Annotated in this window: 21 protein-coding genes; 17 read left to right on the top strand and 4 right to left on the bottom strand. The window is 42.4% G+C overall.

Translation table 11 applies throughout. From position 1 onward, the window contains the following. Positions 1 to 8 precede the first annotated feature (8 nt). Positions 9 to 599 (top strand): LON peptidase substrate-binding domain-containing protein, encoded by a 591-nt coding sequence (locus tag LVD17_RS01005; RefSeq protein WP_233764105.1) that lies wholly within the window; start codon positions 9 to 11, stop codon positions 597 to 599. A 108-nt stretch (positions 600 to 707) separates the two neighbouring features. Here the strand turns inward: LVD17_RS01005 and LVD17_RS01000 are convergent, their stop codons facing one another. The 3 genes from LVD17_RS01000 to LVD17_RS00990 all read right to left on the bottom strand — a co-directional run bounded on the left by LVD17_RS01000 (position 708) and on the right by LVD17_RS00990 (position 7628). After that, positions 708 to 4082, bottom strand: a complete 3375-nt coding sequence (locus LVD17_RS01000; protein ID WP_233764103.1) for a methylmalonyl-CoA mutase family protein — start codon at positions 4080 to 4082, stop codon at positions 708 to 710. Between the two features lie 94 nt (positions 4083 to 4176). After that, complete coding sequence (locus tag LVD17_RS00995) at positions 4177 to 6465, bottom strand: patatin-like phospholipase family protein (RefSeq protein WP_233764102.1); 2289 nt, start codon at positions 6463 to 6465, stop codon at positions 4177 to 4179. Further along, positions 6462 to 7628, bottom strand: coding sequence for a THUMP domain-containing class I SAM-dependent RNA methyltransferase (locus LVD17_RS00990; RefSeq protein ID WP_233764101.1), 1167 nt, complete (start codon positions 7626 to 7628; stop codon positions 6462 to 6464). Before LVD17_RS00990 ends, LVD17_RS00995 begins: the two co-directional genes overlap by 4 nt. Positions 7629 to 7727: 99 nt before the next feature. Here LVD17_RS00990 and LVD17_RS00985 point away from each other — a divergent pair, with 99 nt between their 5' ends. From LVD17_RS00985 to LVD17_RS00940, 10 genes are all read left to right on the top strand, one after another. Beyond that, entirely contained in the window at positions 7728 to 8360 is a 633-nt protein-coding gene (locus tag LVD17_RS00985; protein WP_233764100.1) for a YqaE/Pmp3 family membrane protein, read from the top strand. A gap of 582 nt (positions 8361 to 8942) precedes the next feature. Beyond that, positions 8943 to 9197: an amino acid permease gene (locus tag LVD17_RS00980; RefSeq protein ID WP_233764099.1), complete on the top strand. Its 255-nt coding sequence runs from the start codon at positions 8943 to 8945 to the stop codon at positions 9195 to 9197. 102 nt (positions 9198 to 9299) lie between these two features. After that, positions 9300 to 10229, top strand: a complete 930-nt coding sequence (locus tag LVD17_RS00975) for a DUF5996 family protein (protein WP_233764098.1) — start codon at positions 9300 to 9302, stop codon at positions 10227 to 10229. A 103-nt stretch (positions 10230 to 10332) separates the two neighbouring features. Then, complete coding sequence (locus LVD17_RS00970; protein ID WP_233764097.1) at positions 10333 to 11757, top strand: bifunctional metallophosphatase/5'-nucleotidase; 1425 nt, start codon at positions 10333 to 10335, stop codon at positions 11755 to 11757. Positions 11758 to 11761: 4 nt separating this feature from the next. Continuing rightward, a complete protein-coding gene (locus LVD17_RS00965; RefSeq protein WP_233764093.1) occupies positions 11762 to 12169 on the top strand; it encodes a hypothetical protein in 408 nt (135 codons plus the stop codon). A gap of 236 nt (positions 12170 to 12405) precedes the next feature. Then, positions 12406 to 13506 (top strand): SPFH domain-containing protein, encoded by a 1101-nt coding sequence (locus tag LVD17_RS00960; RefSeq protein ID WP_233764092.1) that lies wholly within the window; start codon positions 12406 to 12408, stop codon positions 13504 to 13506. A gap of 5 nt (positions 13507 to 13511) precedes the next feature. Next, complete coding sequence (locus LVD17_RS00955) at positions 13512 to 14621, top strand: TFIIB-type zinc ribbon-containing protein (RefSeq protein ID WP_233764091.1); 1110 nt, start codon at positions 13512 to 13514, stop codon at positions 14619 to 14621. Between the two features lie 581 nt (positions 14622 to 15202). Beyond that, a complete protein-coding gene (locus LVD17_RS00950) occupies positions 15203 to 16078 on the top strand; it encodes a tetratricopeptide repeat protein (RefSeq protein ID WP_233764090.1) in 876 nt (291 codons plus the stop codon). A gap of 161 nt (positions 16079 to 16239) precedes the next feature. Then, positions 16240 to 18075: a tetratricopeptide repeat-containing sensor histidine kinase gene (locus tag LVD17_RS00945; protein ID WP_233764089.1), complete on the top strand. Its 1836-nt coding sequence runs from the start codon at positions 16240 to 16242 to the stop codon at positions 18073 to 18075. A gap of 249 nt (positions 18076 to 18324) precedes the next feature. Then, positions 18325 to 18663, top strand: coding sequence for a single-stranded DNA-binding protein (locus LVD17_RS00940; protein WP_233764088.1), 339 nt, complete (start codon positions 18325 to 18327; stop codon positions 18661 to 18663). A 290-nt stretch (positions 18664 to 18953) separates the two neighbouring features. Here the strand turns inward: LVD17_RS00940 and LVD17_RS00935 are convergent, their stop codons facing one another. Continuing rightward, complete coding sequence (locus LVD17_RS00935; RefSeq protein ID WP_233764086.1) at positions 18954 to 19502, bottom strand: ExbD/TolR family protein; 549 nt, start codon at positions 19500 to 19502, stop codon at positions 18954 to 18956. Between the two features lie 90 nt (positions 19503 to 19592). Here LVD17_RS00935 and LVD17_RS00930 point away from each other — a divergent pair, with 90 nt between their 5' ends. The 6 genes from LVD17_RS00930 to LVD17_RS00905 all read left to right on the top strand — a co-directional run bounded on the left by LVD17_RS00930 (position 19593) and on the right by LVD17_RS00905 (position 26256). Next, entirely contained in the window at positions 19593 to 21590 is a 1998-nt protein-coding gene (locus tag LVD17_RS00930; RefSeq protein ID WP_233764084.1) for a BatA domain-containing protein, read from the top strand. 21 nt (positions 21591 to 21611) lie between these two features. Then, complete coding sequence (locus LVD17_RS00925; protein ID WP_233764083.1) at positions 21612 to 22883, top strand: dihydroorotase; 1272 nt, start codon at positions 21612 to 21614, stop codon at positions 22881 to 22883. After that, the gene (locus LVD17_RS00920) at positions 22870 to 23424 is read left to right on the top strand and encodes a DUF4199 domain-containing protein (protein WP_233764081.1); all 555 of its coding nucleotides are present in this window, start codon (positions 22870 to 22872) and stop codon (positions 23422 to 23424) included. The genes LVD17_RS00925 and LVD17_RS00920 overlap by 14 nt, the downstream gene beginning before the upstream one ends. Positions 23425 to 23763: 339 nt before the next feature. Next, positions 23764 to 24318, top strand: coding sequence for a DUF4199 domain-containing protein (locus tag LVD17_RS00915; RefSeq protein WP_233764079.1), 555 nt, complete (start codon positions 23764 to 23766; stop codon positions 24316 to 24318). Positions 24319 to 24320: 2 nt separating this feature from the next. Then, entirely contained in the window at positions 24321 to 25289 is a 969-nt protein-coding gene (locus LVD17_RS00910; protein ID WP_233764077.1) for a glycosyltransferase family 2 protein, read from the top strand. Between the two features lies 1 nt (position 25290). Beyond that, entirely contained in the window at positions 25291 to 26256 is a 966-nt protein-coding gene (locus LVD17_RS00905; RefSeq protein WP_233764076.1) for a glycosyltransferase family 2 protein, read from the top strand. Positions 26257 to 26369: the final 113 nt, after the last annotated feature.

The following is a 26369-nucleotide window of genomic DNA, read 5'->3' as shown; positions in this document are numbered from 1 at the left end:
GTTAATTAATGGAGCATTTAGTCGAAATACCCGTCTTCCCCTTATCAATCCTACCCCTCCCCAACGAGCTGATTCCATTACATATATTTGAATTCAGATACCGCGAGCTTTTAAAAGATGTTGAAGAAAAAGATGTCAAATTTGGTATATATTATACCCATGGACTTAATACTGATCGGGTGGGGGCTTTGATGCGCCTTGAAGGTATATTGAAACGCTACGATACAGGGGAGTCAGATATTGTAACTAAGTGTGTGGATACTTTTTTGCTAACGAAATATTACAATCAGTGGCTCCCTTATCCATACCCGGGGGGGAAGGTTTATATGCTAAATGCCAATGAGCAGCTGCAAGTCAGTTCCAGGTTTTCTGATGAGTTTAAAAGTTTTATGGCACTTAAAAATATAACCGACGTTGGTGCTGATTTTAATATTCATGATATAGCCAACGAGTTGAATCTTGATATTGGAGACAGGCTTAAATATTTGAAATTGCTTACTCGGGAAAAAAGAGAGAATTTCTTAAGAGAACGCTTGAAGTATCAAAAATTTATACTTGAGCAGGAAAGACAACATAAAAATAATTTCTATCTCAACTAGCTGCCCGGGAAAGACATCAGGTCAATGAAGGTAGGGGTTGCATCAAAAGTCTCACCGGTAGCAACCCCTACCAGCCGGACTTTGGATACAACCTCTTTTTTTGTGGGATTACATATTTCTTCTATACTGTCCGCCTACTTCAAACAAAGCGTCTGTAATTTGACCCAGTGAACATACTTTGCAGGCCTCCATGAGAGCCTCAAAGAGGTTTTCATTTTGAATAGCACTCTGCTGGATTTTCTTCAGTTCTTCTGTTGCCGTCTGATCATAATGCTTGTGCAGCCTGCCCAGCATTTCTATCTGGTATTCTTTCTCCTCAGTGGTAGCCCGGATCACCTCCTGTGGTGTTACGGTAGGAGAACCTTTGGAGCTAAGGAAAGTATTAACACCTATGATCGGGTATTCGCCCGAGTGTTTCAACGTTTCGTAATGCAGACTTTCTTCCTGGATTTTGCTTCGCTGGTACATGGTTTCCATGGCCCCCAGTACACCACCCCTTTCCGTAATCCTGTCAAATTCGGATAATACTGCTTCTTCAACCAGATCGGTCAGCTCTTCTATAATAAATGACCCTTGTAACGGGTTTTCATTTTTGGCAAGCCCCAGCTCCTTATTGATGATCAGCTGGATGGCCATGGCACGACGGACAGAATCCTCCGTAGGCGTGGTAATGGCCTCGTCATAAGCATTGGTATGCAGTGAATTACAGTTGTCATAAATTGCATACAATGCCTGCAGTGTGGTACGTATATCATTAAAATCTATCTCCTGGGCATGCAAAGACCTTCCTGATGTCTGGATATGGTACTTTAGCATTTGAGATCTTGCATCCGCACCATACTTTTCTCTCATAGCCTTTGCCCAGATTCTTCTGGCTACACGGCCAATGACTGCATATTCGGGGTCTATACCATTGGAGAAGAAGAATGAAAGATTAGGGGCAAACTTATTGATGTCCATTCCGCGGCTCAGATAGTATTCCACATAGGTGAAGCCGTTGGCCAGCGTAAATGCCAGCTGAGTAATTGGATTAGCTCCTGCCTCGGCAATATGGTACCCCGAGATGGATACGGAATAGAAGTTTCTTACATTACGGTTGATGAAGTACTCCTGAACATCACCCATTAGCCTAAGGGCAAATTCTGTTGAGAATATACAAGTATTCTGAGCCTGATCTTCCTTAAGGATATCGGCCTGTACGGTGCCTCTTACCGCACTCAATGTTTCTTTTTTGATTTTTTCGTAGACATCCTTTGGTAATACCTGATCCCCCGTTACGCCAAGTAGCATAAGGCCAAGACCATCATTGCCGGAGGGCAGTTTACCCTGATACTCAGGACGCTGATCATTTTTATAGATGCTGCTTATTTTCTTCTCCACTTCTTTTTCCAGACCGTTTTCTTTAATGTAGATCTCGCATTGCTGGTCAATGGCGGCATTCATAAAGAAGCCTAGCAGCATAGGCGCAGGGCCATTAATGGTCATGGAGACCGAGGTTTTAGGATCAGCCAGATTGAACCCCGAATAAAGTTTTTTGGCATCATCAAGGCAGCATATAGAAACACCTGAGTTACCTATTTTTCCATAAATATCTGGACGATGATCAGGGTCGTTACCATAGAGGGTTACCGAATCGAATGCAGTGGAAAGCCTCTTTGCCGGCATATCCAGACTTACATAATGGAATCTGCGGTTTGTTCTTTCAGGCCCGCCTTCCCCTGCAAACATTCTGGTCGGGTCTTCGCCCTCACGTTTGAAGGGGTAGATACCAGATGTATAAGGGAACTCTCCCGGGAAGTTCTCCTGAAGGCCCCATTTAAGCAGGTCACCCCAGGCTTCATACCTGGGCACGGCCACTTTAGGGATCTGGCTATGTGATAAAGATTCTGTATGCGTTTTAATGGAGATGTCCTTACCACGGACACTGAATGTATAAACAGGTTCCTTGTACTTGCTTATTTTTTCAGGCCACTCGTCCAGTATCTTTTTGTTGCGGGGATCAAAATCAAGAGCCACCTTTTCATAGGATGCTTCCAGTCCTTTGATCAGGCGGTCTTTATCTTCAATATCTGATTCTTTGAGTGTATCTATAGACTTTCTGATGCTATAGAGCTTTTGCGCCACCTCTCCCTGATCTTCAACCCACTTGTCATAATTGCGGTTGTTTTCTGCAATCTCAGAAAGATAGCGGGTCCTTTTAGGGGGAATAACGAAAATCTTTTCTGACATCTCGTTGCTGATCTCAAAAGTAGAGTTCAGATCGGCTCCTGTCTCTTTCACAATCACATCCATGATCTCCTTATAAAGCCTGTTCATGCCCGGATCGTTGAATTGAGATGCGATGGTGCCAAATACAGGTATGTCTTCGTCACTGACTTCCCAAAGGCCGTGGTTTCTTTTGTACTGTTTTTTTACATCTCTTAGGGCATCAAGAGCGCCTCTTTTATCAAATTTATTGATGGCGATGACGTCGGCGAAATCGAGCATATCGATCTTTTCAAGCTGAGTAGCTGCTCCATATTCGGGAGTCATTACATAAAGGCTTACGTCGGAGTGGTCAGTGATTTCGGTATCTGACTGGCCGATACCTGATGTTTCCAGGATGATCAGATCGTATTCGGCAGCTTTTAATACCTGGATAGCTTCAGCCACGTGTTTGGATAGTGCAAGGTTTGACTGTCTTGTAGCCAGAGAGCGCATATAAACCCGGTTGTTGCGGATGGCGTTCATCCTTATCCTGTCTCCCAAAAGGGCTCCGCCAGTTTTTCTTTTCGACGGATCAACAGAGACTATGGCTATATTTTTATCTTCAAAATCGATAAGGAATCGGCGTACCAACTCATCTACAAGCGATGATTTACCTGCTCCACCGGTTCCGGTAATACCAAGCACTGGTATTTTCACCGCTTCCGCCTTTTTGTGCACTTCTGCAAATTCGGGAGCGGACTGCTCGGGGTAGTTTTCTGCGGCGGATATCAGGCGTGCAATGGCTTTAGGATCTTTGATCGGAAGGTGCTTTACTTCTCCGTTAAGGTTATTACCTGTAGGGAAGTCACATTTTTCTACCATATCGTTGATCATCCCCTGCAGCCCCATTGATCTGCCATCATCTGGGGAATAAATGCGGGTGATGCCGTATTGGTGCAACTCCTCGATCTCCTCAGGAAGGATGACACCGCCACCACCTCCAAAGATCTTAATATGTCCGGCCCCTTTTTCATTTAGCAGGTCATGCATATACTTGAAGTATTCAGTATGTCCACCCTGGTACGACGTCATGGCTATAGCCTGGGCATCTTCCTGAATAGCTGTGTTTACTACCTCTTCTACACTTCTGTCGTGGCCGAGGTGTATTACTTCGCATCCGGTGGCCTGGATGATCCTTCTCATAATGTTAATGGCGGCATCGTGGCCATCAAAGAGGCTGGCGGCAGTAACAATACGTACTTTGTTTTTGGGCTTGTAAGGGGCTATTTGCTTCATTATATTTTAGGATATTCCGATTCACAAAATCAGATTCAAAATTATCGAATAATTCGTGATTTTGCTAACAATCATTAGTTAGGATGTGCGCCGCTTACTGTTCCAGCAAGGATTTCAATTTCAATATGGCCGTTTCATTATTATGCGTGTGGATATTTTCTATCAGGCTTTCTTTTTCTCTGCGTGTCAGGCGCCAGCTTAGAGATGCCCTTCGCACATTTTCCATGCGCAGGCTGTCGGCAGTGGACAGGTTTTCCTTGGCGTACTCCCGTGGTATATACTCAATATCAATGCGCTCAATATTGCCATCGAACCATTCGCGGGCATACTCCATTTTGCTGTCGTTGGTGATGTCCTGGAGGCTTTCAAAGTTTTGATATATACTGCTGATCGGCATGGAAAACCTCTCAAATAATGAGAGATTGGTTTCTTTACTTATGGAACCATTCTTTTCAGAATCGCGGATGGATACGAAGATCACACCACTGGTATTTTCGCTGATCCATTCATTAAAGGCAAAAAGGAACTTGATAGCGTCTGAAATTCCAAAATTATCTGTAATGCCGGCATCCATTATTTCGATAGGCGGCTGGCTTGGCAAGGTAATGTTCGGCGTTATGTACGGAAAAGTCGCACTCATTCGCAGGCCGGAAAGGAATCTGAGGTTTTCGGCACTCTGCTCTTCAAACAGCCTTAAGAACTCAACGCCACTGAGCTTTTCACCGCTGTAAGTTGAATCGGAGCGATCCATCATATAGGAAACATACTGAGGTGAAATATAAAGTTTTCTTCCATCGTTGATCACCGTCGGGGCCATGATCATCATAGGGATCTCGCTCTTCCTTTCGGGCTCCCGGTATGCCATCAAGGGCTTGTCAATAACAAATTCGGTATTTTTATTGAGTTGGTTTTCAAAGGCATATCCGCGATCTTTATCATACTTCAGGCCGTTATATTCAAAATCCTGGAAACCAACAAATGCATCATTCATCAGAAGGCTGAAAATAATTGCGTTGAGGTTGTCACTGGCAATTTTATCCTGGTATTCCTTGGCATGCCGGTCAATGTTTTTGTCACTCAAACCTCTCAAATAAAGCTCGCGATAGTAGCTGGCCCCTATTAACCCACCGGATGCCCCTGTTATAAGCATGGTGTTCTTCATGAGTTGCCCGTTCGTCAGGCTGTCAGTGTATTGGAGTACGTTCAGTGTCCATAATGCGGCCCGCTGGCCACCGCCACTCACACAAAGGAATATCATCTTAGGCTTTTTGTCAGCAGGAAATTTATTTCGCCAGTTATTAAGTATCTCAAGGGTTTTCTGCTTATCCTTTTCCCTGTTTTCGCTGCTGTTAAGTTCCTCAATACGGCCTATGGTATATGGGGCCGGAGCGGTGGTATAGTCGAGTCCGAAGGCTTTATAGGTTTTATTAAAAAAACCTTCTTTGACCAAGGAGTTAACAATGATAATAACCACTAACGCAAACGTAGATGACCAGCTGCCAAACCAGTAGGAAAATGCACCCACAAACATGACAAAGATGGTTAGTAGCAAAGTGAAACTCGCAGCTGCCGGCAGCTGAAAAGCTTCGTAGTCCCTGAAAATGCCCATAACTAACAGCAATAACAGGATGAACAGCTCAATGATGACCAGGTTAAAGTGATTTTGATCAAATACCTGGAGTATGGTGTTGCGGTCATAAAAACCCTTGTCGTCCTCAACTTTCTGGAAGGCAAAATTAAGATTGAGAAAGTGATCTACACGGCTTTGTTTTTTCTTCGCTATGTTAAGTTTTTTCATAGCGCTTGCCCTGGTTACTTTTATATTCTGCTTTAATTTTTCATCTACTTTGCAAACCACATACTTAAAGATGTCCTTATTGGTAAACCAGAAGTAACCAAATAGCAGAATCGTCATACCTACATAGCCAAGAAGCAAACCCAAAAGATTCCGAAGAAGCATGTCATGCTCCACAAATTCATTGGAAACCTGGTATTGTATGATGAAGATCACATAGCAGAAAAGAAACACAAACGGAATGATGCTGTTATTGAGGCTGAATATAGTGAATGGTTTGGATTGAATACCTATAAACGAAAACCTATGGCCGTCATTAATGTAGGTGGTGATATGAAAGGCAATGCTGAAGCCGGCAATAACGATCCCCATGATGAAGAAACTGAAGAAATTCACCTTATTCATATAAACGGGATCAAGAAACAAATAAGGGATACCCAGATAGTTACCGAAGTTACCCGACACAATAGCAAAGAGTATGACCCAACAGATCAGCAGGACATGATTTCTCTTAAAATGATTCAACAACAACCTAACCGGGAAAGAATAATAGACAGTGTCTACAACCCTACGCAACTTCTTAATCATTTACTTAAGTTAACACTTTTTTTGCTCCCTGCATAGAGTTCGTATTCTAAAAGTCTGCAATCTATTTTGCCATTAAAAAATTCTATTCGGCGCTTGGTTCTGAGCCCTATTTTCTTGGCCAGGTTCATGTTTCCCGTAAATATATAGCCGGTGTAGCCCTGAGCTTTGTTTTTGAAAAAATCACCAATTTCCTGATATATGTCAGCTAGTTTTTCTTCCTCTCCCAAACGCTGACCATACTCAGGATTGATAAATATTACACCTTTGTTAGGTTCGGGAACGGGAATATCCCTGAAATCGCCCGTATGAAACTCGATCAGATGTTCAACTCCGGCTTCACGGGCGTTGCGTTGAGCAGCGGTTACAGCTTCCGGGTTAAGGTCTGAAGCAATGATCTTAAAATCAATATCATTCCTGATATTGCTCTTGGCTTCTGTTTTTAATTGCTCCCAAACGGCTGGATTGTAGAGTTTTACATGCATGAAGCCGAAGTTGTCACGCATAAGACCGGGAGCCCGGTGAGTGGCTGTCATGGCGGCTTCTATGGCCAGCGTTCCGCTACCACACATGGGGTTTAAAAAGTGGCTTTTATAATCCCATTGCGAGGTCAGTATAGTAGCAGATGCCAGAGATTCCATCATAGGTGCCTTCATTGGGATTTTTCTGTAGCCATGTTTGGCAATGGTTTCGCCCGATGTATCTATGTAAATGCTGGCATGTTCATCAGTCCAGTGAAGGAAAAGCACTGTTTTAGACAGGTCTTTGCCAGAATCAGGCCTTTTGCCAAATCTATCTACAAAGCGGTCAGCAATGGCATCTTTGGCGCGGAGGCTGGCAAACCGTACATCTTGTATGAACCTGTTGCTGACAAAGCTTTTGATACTGATATAACCGTCGGCATCAAAATAGTTTTCCCATGGGATGTTCCTGAGGCGTTTATACAATTGGTCAGGGTGATCGGCCCTGAATGATTTGATATGAAACAGTACCCTGTTGGCAGTTCTCAAGTGCAGGTTCAGCTTCAAAGTATCGTCGAAGGTACCGGAAAGCTCCACGCTCTGGTGATCGGTTTTTACGGTTTGATAACCCAGTTGGCGGACTTCTTTTTCCAGATGTGGTGCTACACGAGGTGAGCAGGTAATTACGATTTTCGAAGTTGTCATAAAGTTTGGAGTTCCTTGAAAATGCTCTTGATAAACATTCTGTAAAGATGATTGTATTTATAGTGTCAAAACAAGTTTGTAAAACTAATAAATACCGTCATGAAAAAGTTTACCGTCAAACAATTATTACCGGGTTGCGCTTTGCTTCTGGTATTTTATGCATGCGCCCCTGAATACGGAGCTCATTTTTCAAAAACCGACAATTTTTACAAACCAGATAAGGAACTGACAAACACTGGATACGCTGACCCTGCAAATGAGGTGAATGATGAAGTAGCTGAGTCAGTTCTTCCGATTAGCACTAAAACAGATTATAAAGAGCCTGAGACGCCTCAAATGGATCAATATATTGTTAGCAGCGAAGAGGCTATCCCGGTGGCTCCAAGCCCATCCATGAATAAACTGGTAGAGAAGCACAGGGAGAGAATTGATGGGATCAAAGCCATGGACCTTGAGTCAAAAGAAATGAAAAAAGAGCTTAAAAAGGCTAAGAAAAAAGCAAAAAAGGAGATAAAGAAGGAAATAAAAAAAGAGATCAGGGAGATCAGAGACCATAATGCCAGTGATCAGTATGTACTTATGATGATACTTGCAGTGATCATACCTCCGCTGGCAGTAGGACTGACCTATGGAGTAATCGATAAATTCTGGATTAGCCTGCTGCTGACGATCCTGTTCTTCATCCCAGGTATGATCTATTCCCTAATAGTCGTTCATGACCACTTCAGATAGTTTTTGATGTTTCATAACCAATTTAAAACCAGTCATTTCTGACTGGTTTTTTTGTGAATTTCACAGCACTACAACCCAGCTTTACTAAGCCTTCCAGGGTTAGTAAAGCTTACCGCTCAAGACCCGCAGGCCTAAGTCAGCCAACGCCATCTCAGGGAGTGCCCTGTTCAGTCATCCAATGAGGTTACTTAGGTTTGATCTAAACAGGGAAAGGCCATCCAGTGTTAAGCTTAGACACTCATCGGGTGACAATTAAAACCCTCTCAAGGTTCTTCAAATTTTCCTGCCTTTACCCCGGTCATTTGGCCAAAGCCCCATCCGTTACATTACACCAGTGAAAATATGATTACCTGCTACCTAAAGTATGTTATTGATCCTTACAAGCTTAAAGAATTTGAGCATTATACTAAAACATGGATTCCACTGGTCAATAAATTTGGAGGTGTTCACCATGGGTATTTTTTACCTGGTAATCCTGCTGTCGTTTGTGGGGATAGGAATTTATGGGCTGGTGGACAATCCTAACGTGGAGCAGCTTGGCCCTGCAATTTGGGAGACACCCATTTGCTGCTGACTGGGGGGATGGTAATCTTTGTAGCTTACGAGGGCTTTGAGCTTATCGCCAATGCAGCCTCTGATATGGAGAGCCCTGAGAAAAATCTGCCTAAGGCCTATTACTATTCAGTAATTTTTGTCATCCTGCTGTACTTTATCATTGCAGTGGTCACGGTTGGCTCATTGCCCTTCAAGGGAATTGCCACTGCCCAGGACTATGTGCTTGCCGAAGCGGCCAGCCCCATGTTGGGAAAAATTGGTTTCTTGATTATTACAGTTTAAACGGTGAATAAATTACTGGTACCAAAGAACAGACTTTACTATCTTACCTAAGCAAAGAGTCCTGAGTTGTGATCAACTAGTACTCACTTAAAAGTATAAGTTATGAAAAAAGCCCCTCAATTACCCGACTTGCCTTTTCACGCATGGACTGATACCCGCCTTACACTTCATTTGATATTGCAGATTATCGGCAAGTCCCGGTTAAAACTTACTGCAAGGAAAAACCACTGGTGGTATATCACCCTTTATGTTACCTCACGAGGCTTTGGCACTCATAGCATTCCTATTAATGATGGTCAGGATAGTGTCGATATAGAGTTTGACATACTGAGAAAGGAAGTCGTCATATTGTGCAGTACAGGAACAGTAATGACCATATCTCTTGAAAGTAGCCCTGACATTGCCACTTTCTACAAGCAATATATGGATGCTCTGGCCAGCCTTGGGCTACATCCTCAGTTTGTAGCGAAGCCTTTTGACATGGGTATTGAAGAATCTTTTGAACAGCTGACAATGTATCGTCAATACGACTGGGATTTCATCCATAGGTTCTGGAAGCTAATGAGGTGGAATAATGCTATTTTTAAAGAGTTCAGTGGAATGTTTTACGGCAAGACCTGCCCTGTTCAGATCTATTGGCATCATCTGGACCTGACTGTTACCCGGTTTTCCGGGAAGAAACTACCTAAAATGGATGGGTCTGCCCGCATTCTGGAAAAGGACACCTACTCACACGAACAAATAAGCTTTGGCTTCTGGGCAGGCGATGACAACCTGCAGGAACCTATGTATTACTCTTACACCTACCCGTCGCCCGCAGGCATTGATAAGGAAACGTTACAGCCCGAAGCCGCCAAATGGGCAGAAAGCAATGGCAGTCCCATGGCACTATTAAGGTATGAAGATGTGAAAAATGCGGATGATCCTGCCGGGGCTGTATTAGCCTTTCTGGAAAGTGCTTATCAAGCTGGAGCAAGGCGGGCAGGATGGAATATGGAGGAATTGAAAGTGCCTTCTATTAAAGAGCTGTAATTAGTCATTTTATAATTTCTTGAAAACTTAACCTAATCTGTAACCTTTCAAAAAAGCAAAAGGACTATTTTAGTGTCGTTTTTATTAGGCCTTAGCTATATCCATGCGGCAATTTAATTTCTTCTTTCCGGTCTGTCTTATCTTTTTTCTACTGGTCTTAACGGTTTCATGTAAAAACGATGACTTCGGCTCTATTCCTGAAAAAGAAAAGCGGCTCACCATTTTCTTGTTTAATGATCCGCACGGTCAATTGGATAACTTTGCCAAGATCAAGCATATCGTAGATGCTGAAAAGGAGAAAACCAATGTGTTACTGGTATGTGGAGGGGATATATTTTCCGGCAACCCTATCGTTGATCAATATAACAAGAAGGGCTACCCTATGGTGGACGTTATGAACAGGGCAGGGGTAGATATAGCGGTATTGGGCAATCATGAGTTTGATTACGGTGTGCCTATTCTGAGCAATCGCTATGCAGAAGCCGAGTTTGATTGGGTTTGTGCCAATGTCAATACAAGTGGAAGTGAGCTTCCGCAACCCGATCCTTATAAAACATTAACCATTGACGATTTGAAGATAACTGTACTTGGTCTTGTGGAAACCAACGGAAAAGAAGGAGAGGTTATCCCCTCAACCCACCCTTGGCGTGTTATGGATCTGGAATTCCAGCCTTATACGGATGTGGCAGGCCAATATCAATCTCTGAAGACAAGCGAAAATGCAGACGTATATATGGCATTGACCCATCTGGGAGAGTACACTGATAAAAAGTTAGCCAATGACTTTCCGTATTTTGATTTGATCGTAGGAGGGCATAGCCACACTTTTGTAAACGAGAAGGTAAACGGTATCCCGATATTTCAGGTAGGCTCATACCTTTCGCATTTGGGTAAGATAGAGCTTACCGTTGAAGGTGGGAAGGTAGAGGTAATTGACACTGATCTGATTGATTTAAATGAGTATACTGAGGTAGATGAAGAGTTAAAGGGCATTATTGATGCGTATAATGATGCGCCGGAGTTTGAAGAAGTTGTCGGTTATGCTACGTCGTACCTTAATACTACGGAATTGGGATGTTTTTATACTACTGCTTTGAAAGAATACATGGGGGTAGATGCATCTTTTCAAAATGGTGGAGGCATACGGGCAGGGATTGATGAGGGGGATATTACAGCTATGGAGATATACAGGATGGATCCCTTCAACAATGGAAGTGTGGTATTTACAATGACGGTAGCTGAAATAAAAGACTTCTTTGAAAGTACCGGAACCCGGATGCACATTTCCGGCATTACACTGGAAAATTCAGGTTCGGGAATTATCATTTACAATGAATCCGGAGACGAGATGAGTGATAGCGAAACGGTTACGATCGGAATCAACGACTACATACCTGCTGTTCATGACAGCTACTTTAATTATAGCGGAGCAGATATTAAGGAATTGACCTCGGCAGAAACTATCATCCAATATTTGAAGACAGTCAATAGTACAGTGGATTATGAAGGGTGTGACAGGTATTTTTAATAATATGGAAGTTGAAATAGAAATCTACGACAAAAGGGAGCATTCTACTACCAGGTTGTATGTAGAACAGATTGCTGATAACAAATTCAGAATGCTTGATAATGATATTTTCAATTTCAGGTTGACCCTTGGGACGGAGTTTGAAACCATCATCAATAACGAGGGAAAGCATCAGATAGTAAAAATCACCAAAGAATCAGAATACATAACAAGGTGTTTCTTTTTATCTCCCGAATACAAAGAGTCAGACTACAGGTTGCTTGGTGATGAACTGACAAAGAGAGGAGGTTTCTGGCAGGTGGATTTTGGAGGTATTGCTACCGCTAATTTTCCCAAAGGTTTTGAATTTGATATAGATAGATTAGCCAGCGATCTTAACCTGTCCTGGACAGAAATTGGAGATGATGAATAAATTCATTTTTGAGTCTTTTTCTAAATGAGGTGCTCTGCAGAGCAACATAAAATGAATGTAGATTGGATGAGCACTATTGTTAAAAAATAAAATTCCAGGATGTGCACTTAAATTACAGTCAGTTCTATCAAATTTTTACAAAATAAAACTCAGGAAATTATAAAGTTTATTAATTTGGAATTTGATTAGGTAGCACATCAGCCTGGGGCATTATCATTTATCAACAAATTACAATTATGGGACTATTTAGCAGCATCAGAGGGGAGTTCATCGACATTATAGAGTGGACCGATAATACCAATAATACCCTGGTATATCGGTTTGAACGACACGATAATGAAATTAAAAATGGAGCAAAACTTACCGTAAGGGAAGGTCAGGCAGCGGTATTTATTAACGAAGGCCAGCTTGCCGATGTGTTTTTGCCAGGCATGTACACCCTCACTACGGCTAACCTGCCTATTCTTTCCACCCTCAAAGGCTGGAAATATGGCTTCGATAGTCCGTTTAAGGCCGAAGTGTATTTTGTTAGCACCCGTAAGTTTACCGATCAGAAATGGGGCACGAAAAACCCCATAACCCTTTCCGACAGCCGGTTCGGTATGTTGGAGATCCGGGCCTTCGGTACCTATGTGATGAAGATTAATGACCCCGCTCTTTTCATCCGCGAAGTGGTAGGTACAGATGGTCACTTCACTACCGATGAGATCAACAATCAGCTCCGGAGCCTGGTAGTTACACGTTTTACAGATGCCATTGGAGAGGCTGATCTTCCCGTAGAAAAATATGCTGCGAATACCAACGAGATATCAGGGTTGGTGCAAGGCATTATGCAGGAAGATTTTAAGGTCTACGGTATTGACCTCGCCAATTTTCTCATAGAAAACATCTCCATGCCGGATGAAATTAAGAGCGAGATATTCGAACTAAGCAGGCTCAACGCTGTGGATTTGGATAAATTTGCCAAAATTAAGGCAGCCAAAGCCCTGGAGAAAGCGGCAGAAAACGAAAGTGGTACAGCCGGTGCAGGTATGGGCATGGGTATGGGCTTTGCTATGGCCAACCAGATGGGCCAGGCCTTCTCCCAACAGCAGAACCAACAAACACAAGGCGGACCACCACCACTTCCCAACCAGGTGGCGTTCTATGTGGCTATCAATGGACAGCAGGCCGGGCCATATGATATGGCAGCTTTGCAGCAAATGGTTGCTCAGCAACAAATCACCAGGGAAACTTTGGTCTGGAAGCAGGGCATGGGCAACTGGACGGCAGCAGGTCAGGTACCCGAACTTAATAACTTGTTTGGTAGCGTACCACCACCACTTCCTCCTCAATAATAATTATGGATCAACAATTAAATCAGGAGGCTGCTACTACAGGTACCTTTGGCTGCACCTCCTGCGGTGCGGATTTAAAATACAGAGTTGGAACTACCGAGCTGGTATGCGATTACTGTGGTGCAACCAACGAAATTCCTCAATCAGAAGTCGCCATTGAAGAGCTGGATTTTGAGGCTCATCTTGATCAGGCATCCGTAGCCCAGGACCACATGGAGCTAAATGTGGTAAAATGTTCTGTTTGTGCCGCAGAATCTTCACTGGAGCCGAACATTACGTCATCACACTGCCCATATTGTGATACACCACTGGTGATAAGCAGTGCCCATATCGAAGATATATTACAGCCCAAAAGCCTGTTGCCATTTAAGGTTACCAAAGACGAAGCTCTTAAGGCATTCCGTAAATGGATTAATGGCCTCTGGTTTGCTCCCAACGCCCTGAAAAAAGCAGTGCTTTCATTTGACCATTTCAAGGGAGTTTACCTGCCATACTGGACCTATGATGCCAATACGGACACACCCTATATCGGGCAGAGAGGAGAGTATTATTACATAACAGAAACCTATACAGCTACCGAAAACGGCAAATCGGTGACTAAAACCAGACAAGTTCGTAAAACCCGCTGGTACTCAGCCTCAGGTCGTGTTCAGCAGTTCTTCGACGATGTGCTGGTGCCTGCATCCCGGAGCCTGCCTCAAAAACAGGTAACGGCCCTGCAACCCTGGGACCTGAACAACCTCATTCCGTTTGATGCCAAATACCTGAGCGGCTTTATTACCGAAAAATACCAGGTTGATCTAAAGCAGGGCTTCGGCCACGCCTGTAGAATCATGGATGGCCGTATCTCCAACCTGATCCGTCAGGATATCGGAGGCGACGAGCAACGGATTCTCAATTACAAAACAGGCTATTCCGACATAACCTTCAAGCACATACTGCTACCGGCTTACGTGAGCGCATATAACTTCAAAGGCAAACTATACCGCTTTTTAGTCAATGCCCGAACAGGAACCGTACAAGGCGAGAGACCATGGAGTATAATCAAGATCGTACTGACAATCCTCGCTGTTATAGGTATTTCAGCCCTTTCTTATTGGCTTTTCAGGAAGTAAGGACAGGTGCATTTACCATCAGTTCCTCCAGCCTGTGCCTGTCCCCAGACAGGCACGCTGACAGATGGAATATACTACATACTAAAGATGATCTGTAGGGGGACCGGAACATGGAAAGTTCTGCTATCTTCTGTTATAGCAAAGTAAAAATTCCTTCTTCCGCGACGGAGAGGGCATTCAGGCTATGGCCAAAGGCCCTGGGCAGGGTGAGGTAAAATACTACCCTCCCACCGATGTCCAGCGGCAGCTTTCATATGCAGCAAATACCATAAAACTCTCAAAATCAAAAGCCTGAACAAAGATGCAGCCTTTTTATAATCCACCACATTATAACCAAAAGCCCTGCAAGGGAGAATCACCACTACCTGGAGATATTATCTACTGCCAATGCCCCATAGCAATCTGACTTTACCAAACTGTCGGAATTTAAGCAATGTCCAGTTTTTTAGTTCTGCCAGCTATTGGTTTGGTAAAATCAAACAACTCCTTTAACACTTCATTTACAGCCTTTAACAACCCATTAACATAAATACTGATTGAAAAAATGTTGTTTTACCATTTCAATAATCAACCAAACCATTATGAAACTACCCCTAATCCTTATCGCCCTTGTATTTAGTCACTTTGTACACGGGCAAAATCCTGATACATATTCTGCAAAAGGGCAAACCCATTTGATCGGAGAGTTTGACCTCACTGTACTTGAAACCGATACTGCATATAGCAAATGGTACAAGGAGAGTTATGAAAATGCCCAATTAGATCTTTCAAAAACAGACTGGAAAGAAAATCTGGATAATACAAAGGTCGAAATTTACATGGGTACCTGGTGCGGAGACAGCAAAAACTGGGTGCCGAAATTTGTGAGAATGTGGGAAGAACTTGGCCTTGAAAGAAGTCAGCTAAAATTCATAGGCTTGTATGGTTCCGGTGACCATTATAAGCAAGGGCCTGAGAGCGAGGAGAAAGGGAAACAGATACACAGAGTTCCGACCTTTATCTTTAAAAAAGATGATACCGAGTATGCCAGGATCGTTGAAAGCCCATCCTCTGATTTGATTACAGATGTCGCCCAGATAGCATTAGGGTATCCTCCAAAACCGAATTATAAAGCTGCTAATTTTCTTCTGGATCACTTTACAAAAAACACTATGGGTCAAATGCGAGAACAGAAAAGATACTACCTCTACAGCACATACCACATGGTTGGGAAAAGCAGCGAGTTAAATACTTTGGGCTATGTGTTACTGAAAGCTGGTGAAACGGAAAAGGCTATTTATATTTTCGAGCTTAATACCCACCTGTTCAGGTATGAACCTAATGTTTACGATAGCTATGGAGAAGCGCTGGCAGCGGCCGGGAATGTAGAAGAGGCTAAAAAACAGTACCAAAAAGTCCTGGAGCTTGACCCGGAAAATGATAATGCAAAACAACAATTAATGACTTTGAAAGACTAATCCGGCATTGTCTTTTAAGCATTTTTAAAGAAACTCATTGGCATAGCCGGCTTAAGATAATCCTGAAAGTAAGGCGGCTATGGTCGAAGATTTGGTTATATTTCCTGAGTCTTATTATGGGTTTTTGTCAGATTATACGGAGTTTATACATTGCGATGGCCATGCTTTGGTGCCACACGACTCATGGTCAGTATCTTAACGAAATATGCAACGAACAAGTAAGTAAAAGAGATAGCCTGATCCGGGAAATACTTTATGTCCGCCCGAAGGAAGCATTAGAACTGGCCAGAGAAAATCACAAAGCCGTTCAGAGACAGTATGATAATGACAAATGCAAAGGACGGGTATTGCTGACTCTGGGGCTGGCGGAGCAATATACAAATGACCTTGTTAAATCTGTTGAATACTTAAAGCAGGCCAATACGATATTCGAAAGCGAGGCAATGTATGAGGCATTGGTTGAAAGCCATAACCTCATTGGTGGTAGTTTTTATAAAACAGGTCAGATAGATCTAACCATCAAGTCTACCCAGAAAGCGCTGGAAGTAGCCCAAATACATGGATTAACTGACAAAATTCCTGTTTTATATAATAATCTTGCCGGGGCATATAAAGAACTAAATCAATTTGAGGCTGCACTGAAATATGCAAACCTTGCTATTGAGGAAGTGGCAGATCAAAAGGATTTTACAGGGTTAATGTACGCTTACAGCACAAAAGGGGAAATATTGCTCAGTCTGGAGCAATACGATAGTGCATTGTACTTCATGGAGCAAGCCTACAACACAGGCAATCTTCACAATTTACATATTGACTATTCCGAAGCATTTTGCCTCTACGGGATAGCTGTGAACCACTTCTACCTGGGTAATACCGATCTGGCCATGTCATTAGGCAACAAAGCGTATCAAATAGCCAATAAAGATCATATGGTCTTTATACAAAGAGATATAGCACTCCTGATGTCTCAGCTATGGCACCGGATCGGCAATATAGACAGTGCCTTTTTTTACCAGTCGAGAGTGCTGGAAATAGATGATAAAATACAGTCGAAGGAAAAGACAAGTCAACTGAACAATATTATTTTCAGAGAACAGGAAGAAAAGATGGAACGGCAGATTGTTAAAACTAAAAAACAACAAAACATTTCCATAGTAGGTGCCATTGTGGCCTTTGCGTTGATATGCCTGCTTCTGCTTTTTGTTATGGTCAATAAGAAAATACGGAGCCTGTACCAGCAGCTGAAGGCTCAAAAAGAAACTATTGAGGTATATAATCATCAATTAGCAGCACAGCGGGACGAACTTGATAACCTGAACCAATTAAAAGACAGGATGTTTTCAGCAGTAATACATGATTTTAAAACACCTATCAATACCCTTGAGAGCATGCTTAACCTGCTCATAAAAAAACACATGTCTCCCGATGAAGCAGTGCCTGTTTCAAAAAAGCTGCTACAGAGCGTGCAACAATCCAAAGCATCCATCAACAATATTATTACCTGGATAAAGAGCCACTTTCAGGGATTTAACCCGCAAAAAGAGCCTATAGATTGCGACTCATTGTTCAATGAAATTAAAATTTATCATGCAAGCCCTGCAAAAGAAAAGCGGCTAACAGTAGACGTGGAAAATGGTGTCGATATACTATTTACCTCCGATAGGGAAATACTTTTTATTGTGCTCAACAATTTAATGTCAAATGCCATCAAATTTACAAACAGAAATGGTGAAGTTAGTTTAAAATCCCGTATTGATGGGGAAACCATAATTTTTGAAGTGTCTGATACAGGCATTGGCATTCCCGCAGATGCCCTGAAAAAGTTATTTGGAGTGTCAAACTATTCAACAGCTGGAACTGCGCTGGAAAAGGGTACGGGGTTAGGTTTGCTGATTTGCAGGGAATTGCTGGAAAAAATTGGTGGTACCATATCCGTTGAAAGTGAAACTGGAAAAGGCTCGACTTTCCGGGTTGTTGTCCCTTTTGAGAATTCCTGATCAGGGTCAATACGACCCGGCCTTATCCATACTTATATTTTATCTTCGCAGACTTGGTTAAAATGGTTTCGATTTAATTATCTGATTATTAATTATTTATTCATTTACAAATGACTACAAACGAATAATAAGCGACTACAAATATTTACCATCCGACTATCGCTTTTTGGCTACCCTTACTTTGTGTCAACAAAATCGATGAACAACTCATCAGAATGAAATTTATAAATATATTAATAATTACACGACATGAAAAATTTAAGAAACAGCGTACAATTGATTGGCAGATTAGGTAAAGATCCTGAAGTTAAAAACCTTACAAGTGGAAAAACCGTGGCCACTTTCACACTTGCTACTACCGACAGTTATCGCAATTCAAAAGGAGAAAAAGTTGAAGATACTCAATGGCACAACATTGTAGCCTGGGGGAAAACCGCCAAAATAGCTGAAGAATACCTGCAGAAAGGGCAGGAGGTAGCCGTGCAGGGCAAACTGATCCATCGCTCATACGAAACCATCGATGGTGAAAAGAAATACTTCACCGAAGTCAATATTAACGAAATCCTGATGTTTGGTGGCAAAAAGTAATATAAAACACCACATTCTACCTCGCCGTGGCCTCGTCTCCCGACAGGCCACTAACACCTTATCCACATTCTCCCCTTGGTTTCGTCAGGAAGGAGAATGTGGATATGAGAATGGCACCATAATCCTTGTTTCGTTCCTCTCTTAGAGCGTTGTTCCTATTTCCAATCCGTGGTCTCGTCCCTATTCCCATCCCGTGGTCTCGTCCCCTGACAGACCAGCAAACCCAATTACTCCTGGTGAAGGAACAAACTCCGCCTCGTCCCTGGCAAACCACTAAGCATCCTAAACATTTAATTCGAGGGCTCAGCAATAGAAATGTTCATAGGCAAACCCTTCCTGCCCTTATCGTACAACCTCTTTTCAGCAGGTACAGTCAAAGACAAGTTGCGATACTCCGCAGGCGTAATTCCGGCCCGTTGGGCATAAATCTCGTAATAAGCAGCCTTAACCTCATCCAAAGTTTTAATGAACATCTCCTGCGTAGTGCCCCGATTAGTCTTAATAGAAACTACAGCTTTAGAAGGGCTTTCACTTAGATCAGTCGATTTACCATTATTTAAAATGAAAGTTTTGATTTCCTCTCTCAACCCTGAAGTATTATCACGAGGTTCACCTTCCACCAGGAGTTTATCCTGAGAGTTGATCTGGATCTTGAACAAATTACGTTCATTAATTGGCACCATTTCAGTTTCCTGTCGGTCGGGCGGCAACAACAAACTGATGCCTTTGTCGTTTACAATCGTGGTGGTGATCATGAAAAAAATGAGTAACAGGAAAGCTATGTCGGCCATAGAACCGGCGTTTACCTGCATTTGTTGACTGTTGTGTGAATTTCGCATGACTTTTTTATTTCCATAATCTTTTAAACAGTTAAAGTCACTTCAATTAATCTGCGTATGATTGATTGATTTTTTCTACTTTTGCAGCCAATGAATTTTCTATACCCACAATTCTTATACGCCCTTTTCGCCCTCCTCATTCCGATCATCATTCATTTATTTAATTTTAGAAAGACCAAAAAGGTATATTTCTCCAACACCCGCTTTCTGCAAAAAGTAAAAGAAGCCAGCAGTTCCAAAAGAAAACTCAAGCATTACCTCATTCTGGCCTCAAGGCTTCTGATGCTGTTTTTCCTTGTTATCGCTTTTGCCCAGCCTTTCTTCCCCTCGGAAGAAGAGGCCTCAGCCCAGGGAAAAACTCTGATTTATCTTGATAACTCATTGAGTATGAGTAATGAAGTAGATGAAGGTATATCGGCTTTTGACGAGGCTCTGCAGTATGTTAATACCCTTACAGAACTTTATCCTACTTCCGTAGAATATAAAATACTTACTAACGACTTCAGTACACACTCCGGTATTTATCAAAATAAAAAAGATGTTACGGAGCTCACCACAGAGCTGCGCATGACCGGGGTGGCACGGTCATTCGAAGAAATTAAGGAGCGGCTTACCTTACAGCAGGAGAGCGGTAACTATGATGTGTACTGGATTGGTGATTTTCAGTCTGCAACAGCCGGCAAGGAAGAAGAAATACATTTTGACAGCACCTATAGTGTTAACCTCGTACCTATGAATTTCACTGCTGTTAACAATGTCTATGTGGATTCTATTTATCTGGATAACCCATTTCTCATTGGAGATGAGAAATTAAAGCTAAATGTTGTACTCAAAAATATAGGAGTGGAGGAGGTCAATGACCTTATCGTAAAGGTTTATGTAGACGAGGTGCAGTCAGCCACGGCCAGTGTCAATATCAAACCCAACAATATCGTGACCGCCACTTTTGACCTTGCATTTAATATCGAAGGCAACAACAAGTGCCGCATCAGCTTTGAAGAGTTTCCAGTCACTTTCGACAACGATTTTTACTTCACCATCAATGGAAGTCAGAAAATAGATGTACTGGAGATCAAAAGCAGTTCTCAGGTTACCAATGTGCAGAATGTATTTGGCAACGAAGAATTATTCAATTTAAAAAGCATCAACTTTTCAAACCTCGACTATAGCCTGATACCGGAGGCAGACCTGGTGATTGTAAATGGTCTTGAAAATATTGATCCTTCACTGGCGATTACTTTGAATGAATATCTCGCTGAATATGGCAACATTATTTTTATTCCGGCTTCAGCGCCTGATATAGCCAGCTACAGGCAACTGTCAGGACTAGGAAACTTAAGTCCTATGGATTCTACCGGCAAGGCCGCCCTGGCAACACCAGATTTTAACGATCCGTTTTTTGAAAACGTTTTTGAGGAAACCAACAAGAGCTTTGCTATGCCTGAGGCTGCCGGAGTAGTACAATGGGGCAGGGACCGGACTGCTTTATTAAAATACAACAACGGAATGCCATTCCTGTCAAAAATGAGAGGCAACGGAAACCTCTATGTCTTTGGCTCTCCACTCCACATCGACTATACCAGTCTGCAGGCTCATGCTATTTTTGTGCCTGTCATGTACCGCATAGCCGCTCAAAGTGCCTCAAAAGAGTCTAAGCTCTATTATTTTATTGATGATCCCAATATTATCTTCCGAACTGATACGCTTATCACCGATAATGTATTCAAACTCAGAAGAGGCGATGAAGAGATTATTCCTTCACAGCGGATTTCCGGCAATAACGTATTTATGGAAGTGCCCAGATTTACCCTGGGCATAGGCTTTTATGACCTGATGTTTGAAGGAAAAAAACTCACTACTCTTGCATTTAATGTCTCCCCTGGTGAGTCTGACTTGAGGCAATACACTGTTGATGACCTGAGAAAGATTTTTAAAGGTAAAGTAGATATTTTTGAAGTGCAGGATAAAGAAGGTTTCAAGAGTTCTGTTGAAAGAAAATATATCGGACAGCCCCTGTGGAAATATGCCATTATCATTGCACTCATATTTCTGTTAATGGAAGTTTTATTAATTAGGTTTTTACCATAATTTCATGTGTCTATAATATAAATGAAGAAGATACTACTAAAATCAACCAAGGTAATTGACGAGCCATCCCCCCATCATAACAAGACAGTTAATGTGCTTATTGATAAGGGAAACATCGCAAAGATCGGAAAGGAAACCCCCAATGCAGACAAAGTAATCGATGCTAAAGGAATGATACTTTCTCCAGGCTGGTTTGATATGCGTGCTTCATTTGGAGATCCCGGTTACGAACATAAAGAAGATATTATCTCTGGACTTGAGACTGCTACCGCAGGAGGTTTTACTGGGGTTGCGTTACTTCCCAATAATAAGCCGGTAACACAGACTAAAAATGAGGTCAGCTACCTGAAATCCCGTAACGCAGGTTCAATAACAGAAATATTCCCAATTGGTGCTGTCTCCATAGATGCCAAAGGTGAGGAACTGACCGAGATGATAGACCTGCACCATGCAGGAGCGGTAGCCTTTTCTGACGGGATTCAACCTATTTGGCATACTGATATCCTGCTGAAATCATTACAGTACCTTCAAAAATTTAACGGACTGCTCATCAACCTGCCCGAAGATACCAGGCTCAACCTGTTTGGTACTATGAACGAGGGTGTGAACAGTACCATGCTGGGTATGAAAGGTATGCCTAAACTATCTGAGGAGCTGATCGTGCAGAGGGATCTGGAACTGCTACAGTATGCAGGAGGAAGATTGCACTTTACCAACATCTCTTCAGAAAGATCAGTAGCCATGATCAAAGCCGCCAAAAAGCGAGGATTGGAAGTGTCATGCGATATTGCCGCCTTTCAAACCGCCTTTGATGACAGTGCCCTGAGTGGTTTTGATACCAACTTTAAGGTAAATCCTCCCTTTAGAGAAAAGAAAGATAACAAAGCCTTGATCAAAGGCCTGCAGGAAGGTACCATTGACGTCATCGTATCCAGCCATATACCTCAGGATGAAGAAAGCAAAAAGCTGGAGTTTGACCTGGCCGATTTTGGTATCATCAGTCTGCAAACCATGGCTCATAACCTGGCTATGTTGTCGACATCTGTTGATATGGAATTATTGATCAAAGCAGTAAGCCATAACCCCAGAAAGTTGCTGCACTTACCTGTACCAGCGATAAAGGAAGGCGAACACGCCAACCTTACACTGTTTGACCCCACACGTGAGTGGGTTTTGGACAGCAAAAGCAACAAGTCAAGATCAAAGAACTCACCTTTCTGGAATAAAACCATCAAAGGAAAAGCAGTAGCAGTATTTAACCAGGGAAAGCAATATATAGATGATACAATTTAGCAGTATAAAACCCATATTTAAGATTCCCCTGAAATATGGTCTGATAGGCTCTCTCTTTGGTATTGTTCTTATTGTAGTCCTGTTTTATTCCAACAGGCACCCGTTGCTGATACCACCGATGTTTGATTTCAGGATCATACTGTTTGGCCTGTTTATATTCTTTGGTTTGAAAGAGTTCAGGGAATATCACAATGGAGGCATTTTAAATTTCTGGCAGGGCATGGTGATCAGCTTTATCATGTATATGATGATCGGTATCGTGGTAGGCCTGTTTATTATTGCTTTTTCGAATCTTGTACCTGAGTTCCTTGATGGATATATTACAGGTACGATTAAGGGAATGGAACTGGAGAAAAGCAGGTTGCTGACCGAAGGCAGTATTACCATCTCAGAAGAAGAGTACAGCCGCCAGATGATGCTTTTAAAAGAAACCAGTCCGGCACTCCTGGCAGTCGACTACATCATAAAAAGCTGCTTTATAGGCTTTTTCCTGGCCATCATCATTTCAGTGATCCTGAGAAGAACAGAAAAAAGGTTTTGATAAAAAGTAACCGTATGAGCTAAATCGCCAGCTTTACTAAACTTCTGAGAGTTTGGTAAAGCTTACCGTTCCTTAGTACCTGCTGAAATTGGTTGCCATAAACAGAAGAAAACGGTTTTGTTCTATCTCCGACAGAACACCAGACCCTTCATCAGCCCATCGCTACCTTCTGCTAAACAGGCATTTACCCTTGTCAGTTACGTTAACACCTCCCTTTTTCCGGTTAACAGGATTTCAGACCATGCAATCGATAAGTTTTTGAAAAGCAGATCAATGAAATTAATTTTCAACCATTAATAATTTCAGTTAACTTAAGCGAAACAACCAAAAACCTTTACTATGGAAGATAAAAATTCAATGTTGGATCACTCACATGGAGGCGAGCAGATCAGTGTGAAGCAAGTCGCTACTAAATATGGATTGATTTTAGGTGTTATTTCAATTGCATTATTATTAATTACAGTTTTTGCTGGTCTTATCGGAAATCAGGCTATGCAGTATGTGGGCTATATTCCTACTATTATACTCATTATTTATGCCCATAAGGAGTTTAAAGCACAGGGAGACGGTTTCATGTCGTATGGACAAGGACTGGGGATAGGTACTTTAACGGTTTTGATAGGAACTATCATCTCTACCGTCTTTTTCTATGTGTACGTAAAATTCATTGATGCTTCTTTCATGGAGATCATAAAAGACAAGCAATTGGAAGGTATGCAGGAGCAAGGCATGAGCGAGGAACAGATTGATCAGGCAATGGCCATGACGAGCGGTTTCATGACGCCTGAAATTATGTCGGTATTCGCCATTTTCATATCTGTATTTTTTGGATTTATCTTATCTTTGATCATCAGCGCGTTTACTAAAAATAGTAATCCGGATCTTGATATGTAACTATGTTAAATAACTTGGATATTTCCGTCGTGGTTCCCCTTTACAACGAAGAGGAATCACTGCCGGAACTTTGTGATTGGATAAGCCGTGTAATGTTAACACACGGCTTTACTTATGAAATAATACTGGTGGATGATGGTAGCAAAGATCGCTCGTGGGAGATCGTGCGTAATATTTCTGTCACCAATCCATATGTAAAAGGGATTAAGTTTAATAGAAACTATGGCAAATCAGCCGCTCTAAACACCGGTTTCAAAAAGGCTAAAGGCAATGTGGTGATCTCGATGGACGCCGATTTGCAGGATAGCCCCGACGAAATCCCCGATCTCTACAAAATGATCATGACCGATGGTTACGATATGGTGTCAGGCTGGAAGAAAAAACGCCACGACCCGGTCTCAAAAACCATCCCGTCAAAATTTTTTAATTACATCACCAGGAAAATATCAGGGATCAAACTCCATGATTTCAACTGTGGACTGAAAGCCTACAAAAACCAGGTTGTGCATAACATCCATGTTTATGGCGAAATGCACCGCTATATACCTGTAATTGCCAAATGGAACGGCTATGCTAAAATAGGCGAAAAGGTGGTAGAGCACCGGGCCAGAAAGTATGGTACTACCAAATTTGGCCTTGAGCGGTTTATCAATGGTTTCCTCGACCTGCTTTCCATTACATTCGTTTCTAAATTTAAGCGTAAACCCATGCACTTTTTTGGTTCATTGGGCACGCTGTCATTTTTGTCAGGTCTGATCATCACTATTTACGTTATAGGAGACAAACTCTATCGCCTGCATTACAAAATGCCTGCAAGGGACGTGGTAGATCAGCCCTTGTTCTTTCTTGCACTTGTAGCGCTGGTCATTGGGGTGCAATTGTTTTTAACCGGCTTTTTGGCTGAGATGATGGCCATGAAATCGCAATCATCCAACGAATACCTCGTGATAGAAAAGATAGGTGTAGAATAAGATGCGTCTTTACTCGGTAATTATTCCTGTATACAACCGTCCTGACGAGGTAGACGAGCTGCTGGAAAGCCTGACCCGTCAGACCTATAACAATTTTGAGGTGCTGATAGTAGAAGACGGTTCATCAAAGAGGTGTGACAAAGTAGTTGAAAAATATACAGGCAGTCTACACCTTACCTATTTTTACAAGCCCAATTCCGGGCAGGGTTTTAGCCGTAATTTTGGTTTTGAAAGAGCAAAGGGAGATTTCCTGGTCGTATTTGACTCAGATTGTATTATCCCTGAGCACTACTTTGAAACCGTAGACAAATACCTGGACGAACATATGCTGGATGCTTATGGCGGCCCTGATCGTGCACACAATAGCTTTACAGCCACACAAAAAGCTATTAGCTATTCCATGACCTCCGTTTTTACTACCGGGGGTATAAGAGGAGGCAAAAAGCGCATGGGAGCTTTCCACCCCAGAAGTTTTAATATGGGGATCTCCAAAGAAGTGTACCAGAAAACCAAGGGCTATAAGATCACCCGAATGGGAGAGGATATTGAATTCAGCATCCGCATTATTGAACTGGGCTTTAAAACCGGTCTGATAGAAGATGCCTATGTTTACCACAAGCGACGAACCAGCCTGAGCCAGTTCTATAAACAGCTACATTTCTTCGGGCGTGCCAGGATCAACATCAGCAGGTTCTACCCCGGAGAAGTTAAACTTGTACATTTGTTGCCCGTCATTTTTACCCTCGGCTTCTTTTTCATGTGGTTGCTCCCGGCTATCAGTACAGTGCTTTTTTCTATTGCACTCATACTTTTCGTGTCGTTTTTCGGACTCATATTTTTCGACGCTCTGGCCAAAGAGAAAAGCCTCTCAGTAGCTATACTCAGCGTAGGAGCTGCATTTACCCAATTATTTGCCTACGGCATCGGCTTCCTCGCGGAAGGTTGGAGGAAATTAACGAAAGGCTAAATCCAAAGCCATATCTGATTAAACTAAGCAGCTATTTTACTAAACATCAAAAAAACAGCAAAAGCTTGAACTTTTAACCCTGAAAGGGTGCCATCAATCAGCAAAAGGTGCAG

Origin of the sequence: Fulvivirga ulvae (assembly GCF_021389975.1) — a bacterium.
Taxonomy (GTDB): domain Bacteria; phylum Bacteroidota; class Bacteroidia; order Cytophagales; family Cyclobacteriaceae; genus Fulvivirga; species Fulvivirga ulvae.
The sequence above is the reverse complement of the archived record's forward strand: the minus strand, read 5'-3'. Positions and strand labels throughout refer to the sequence as shown.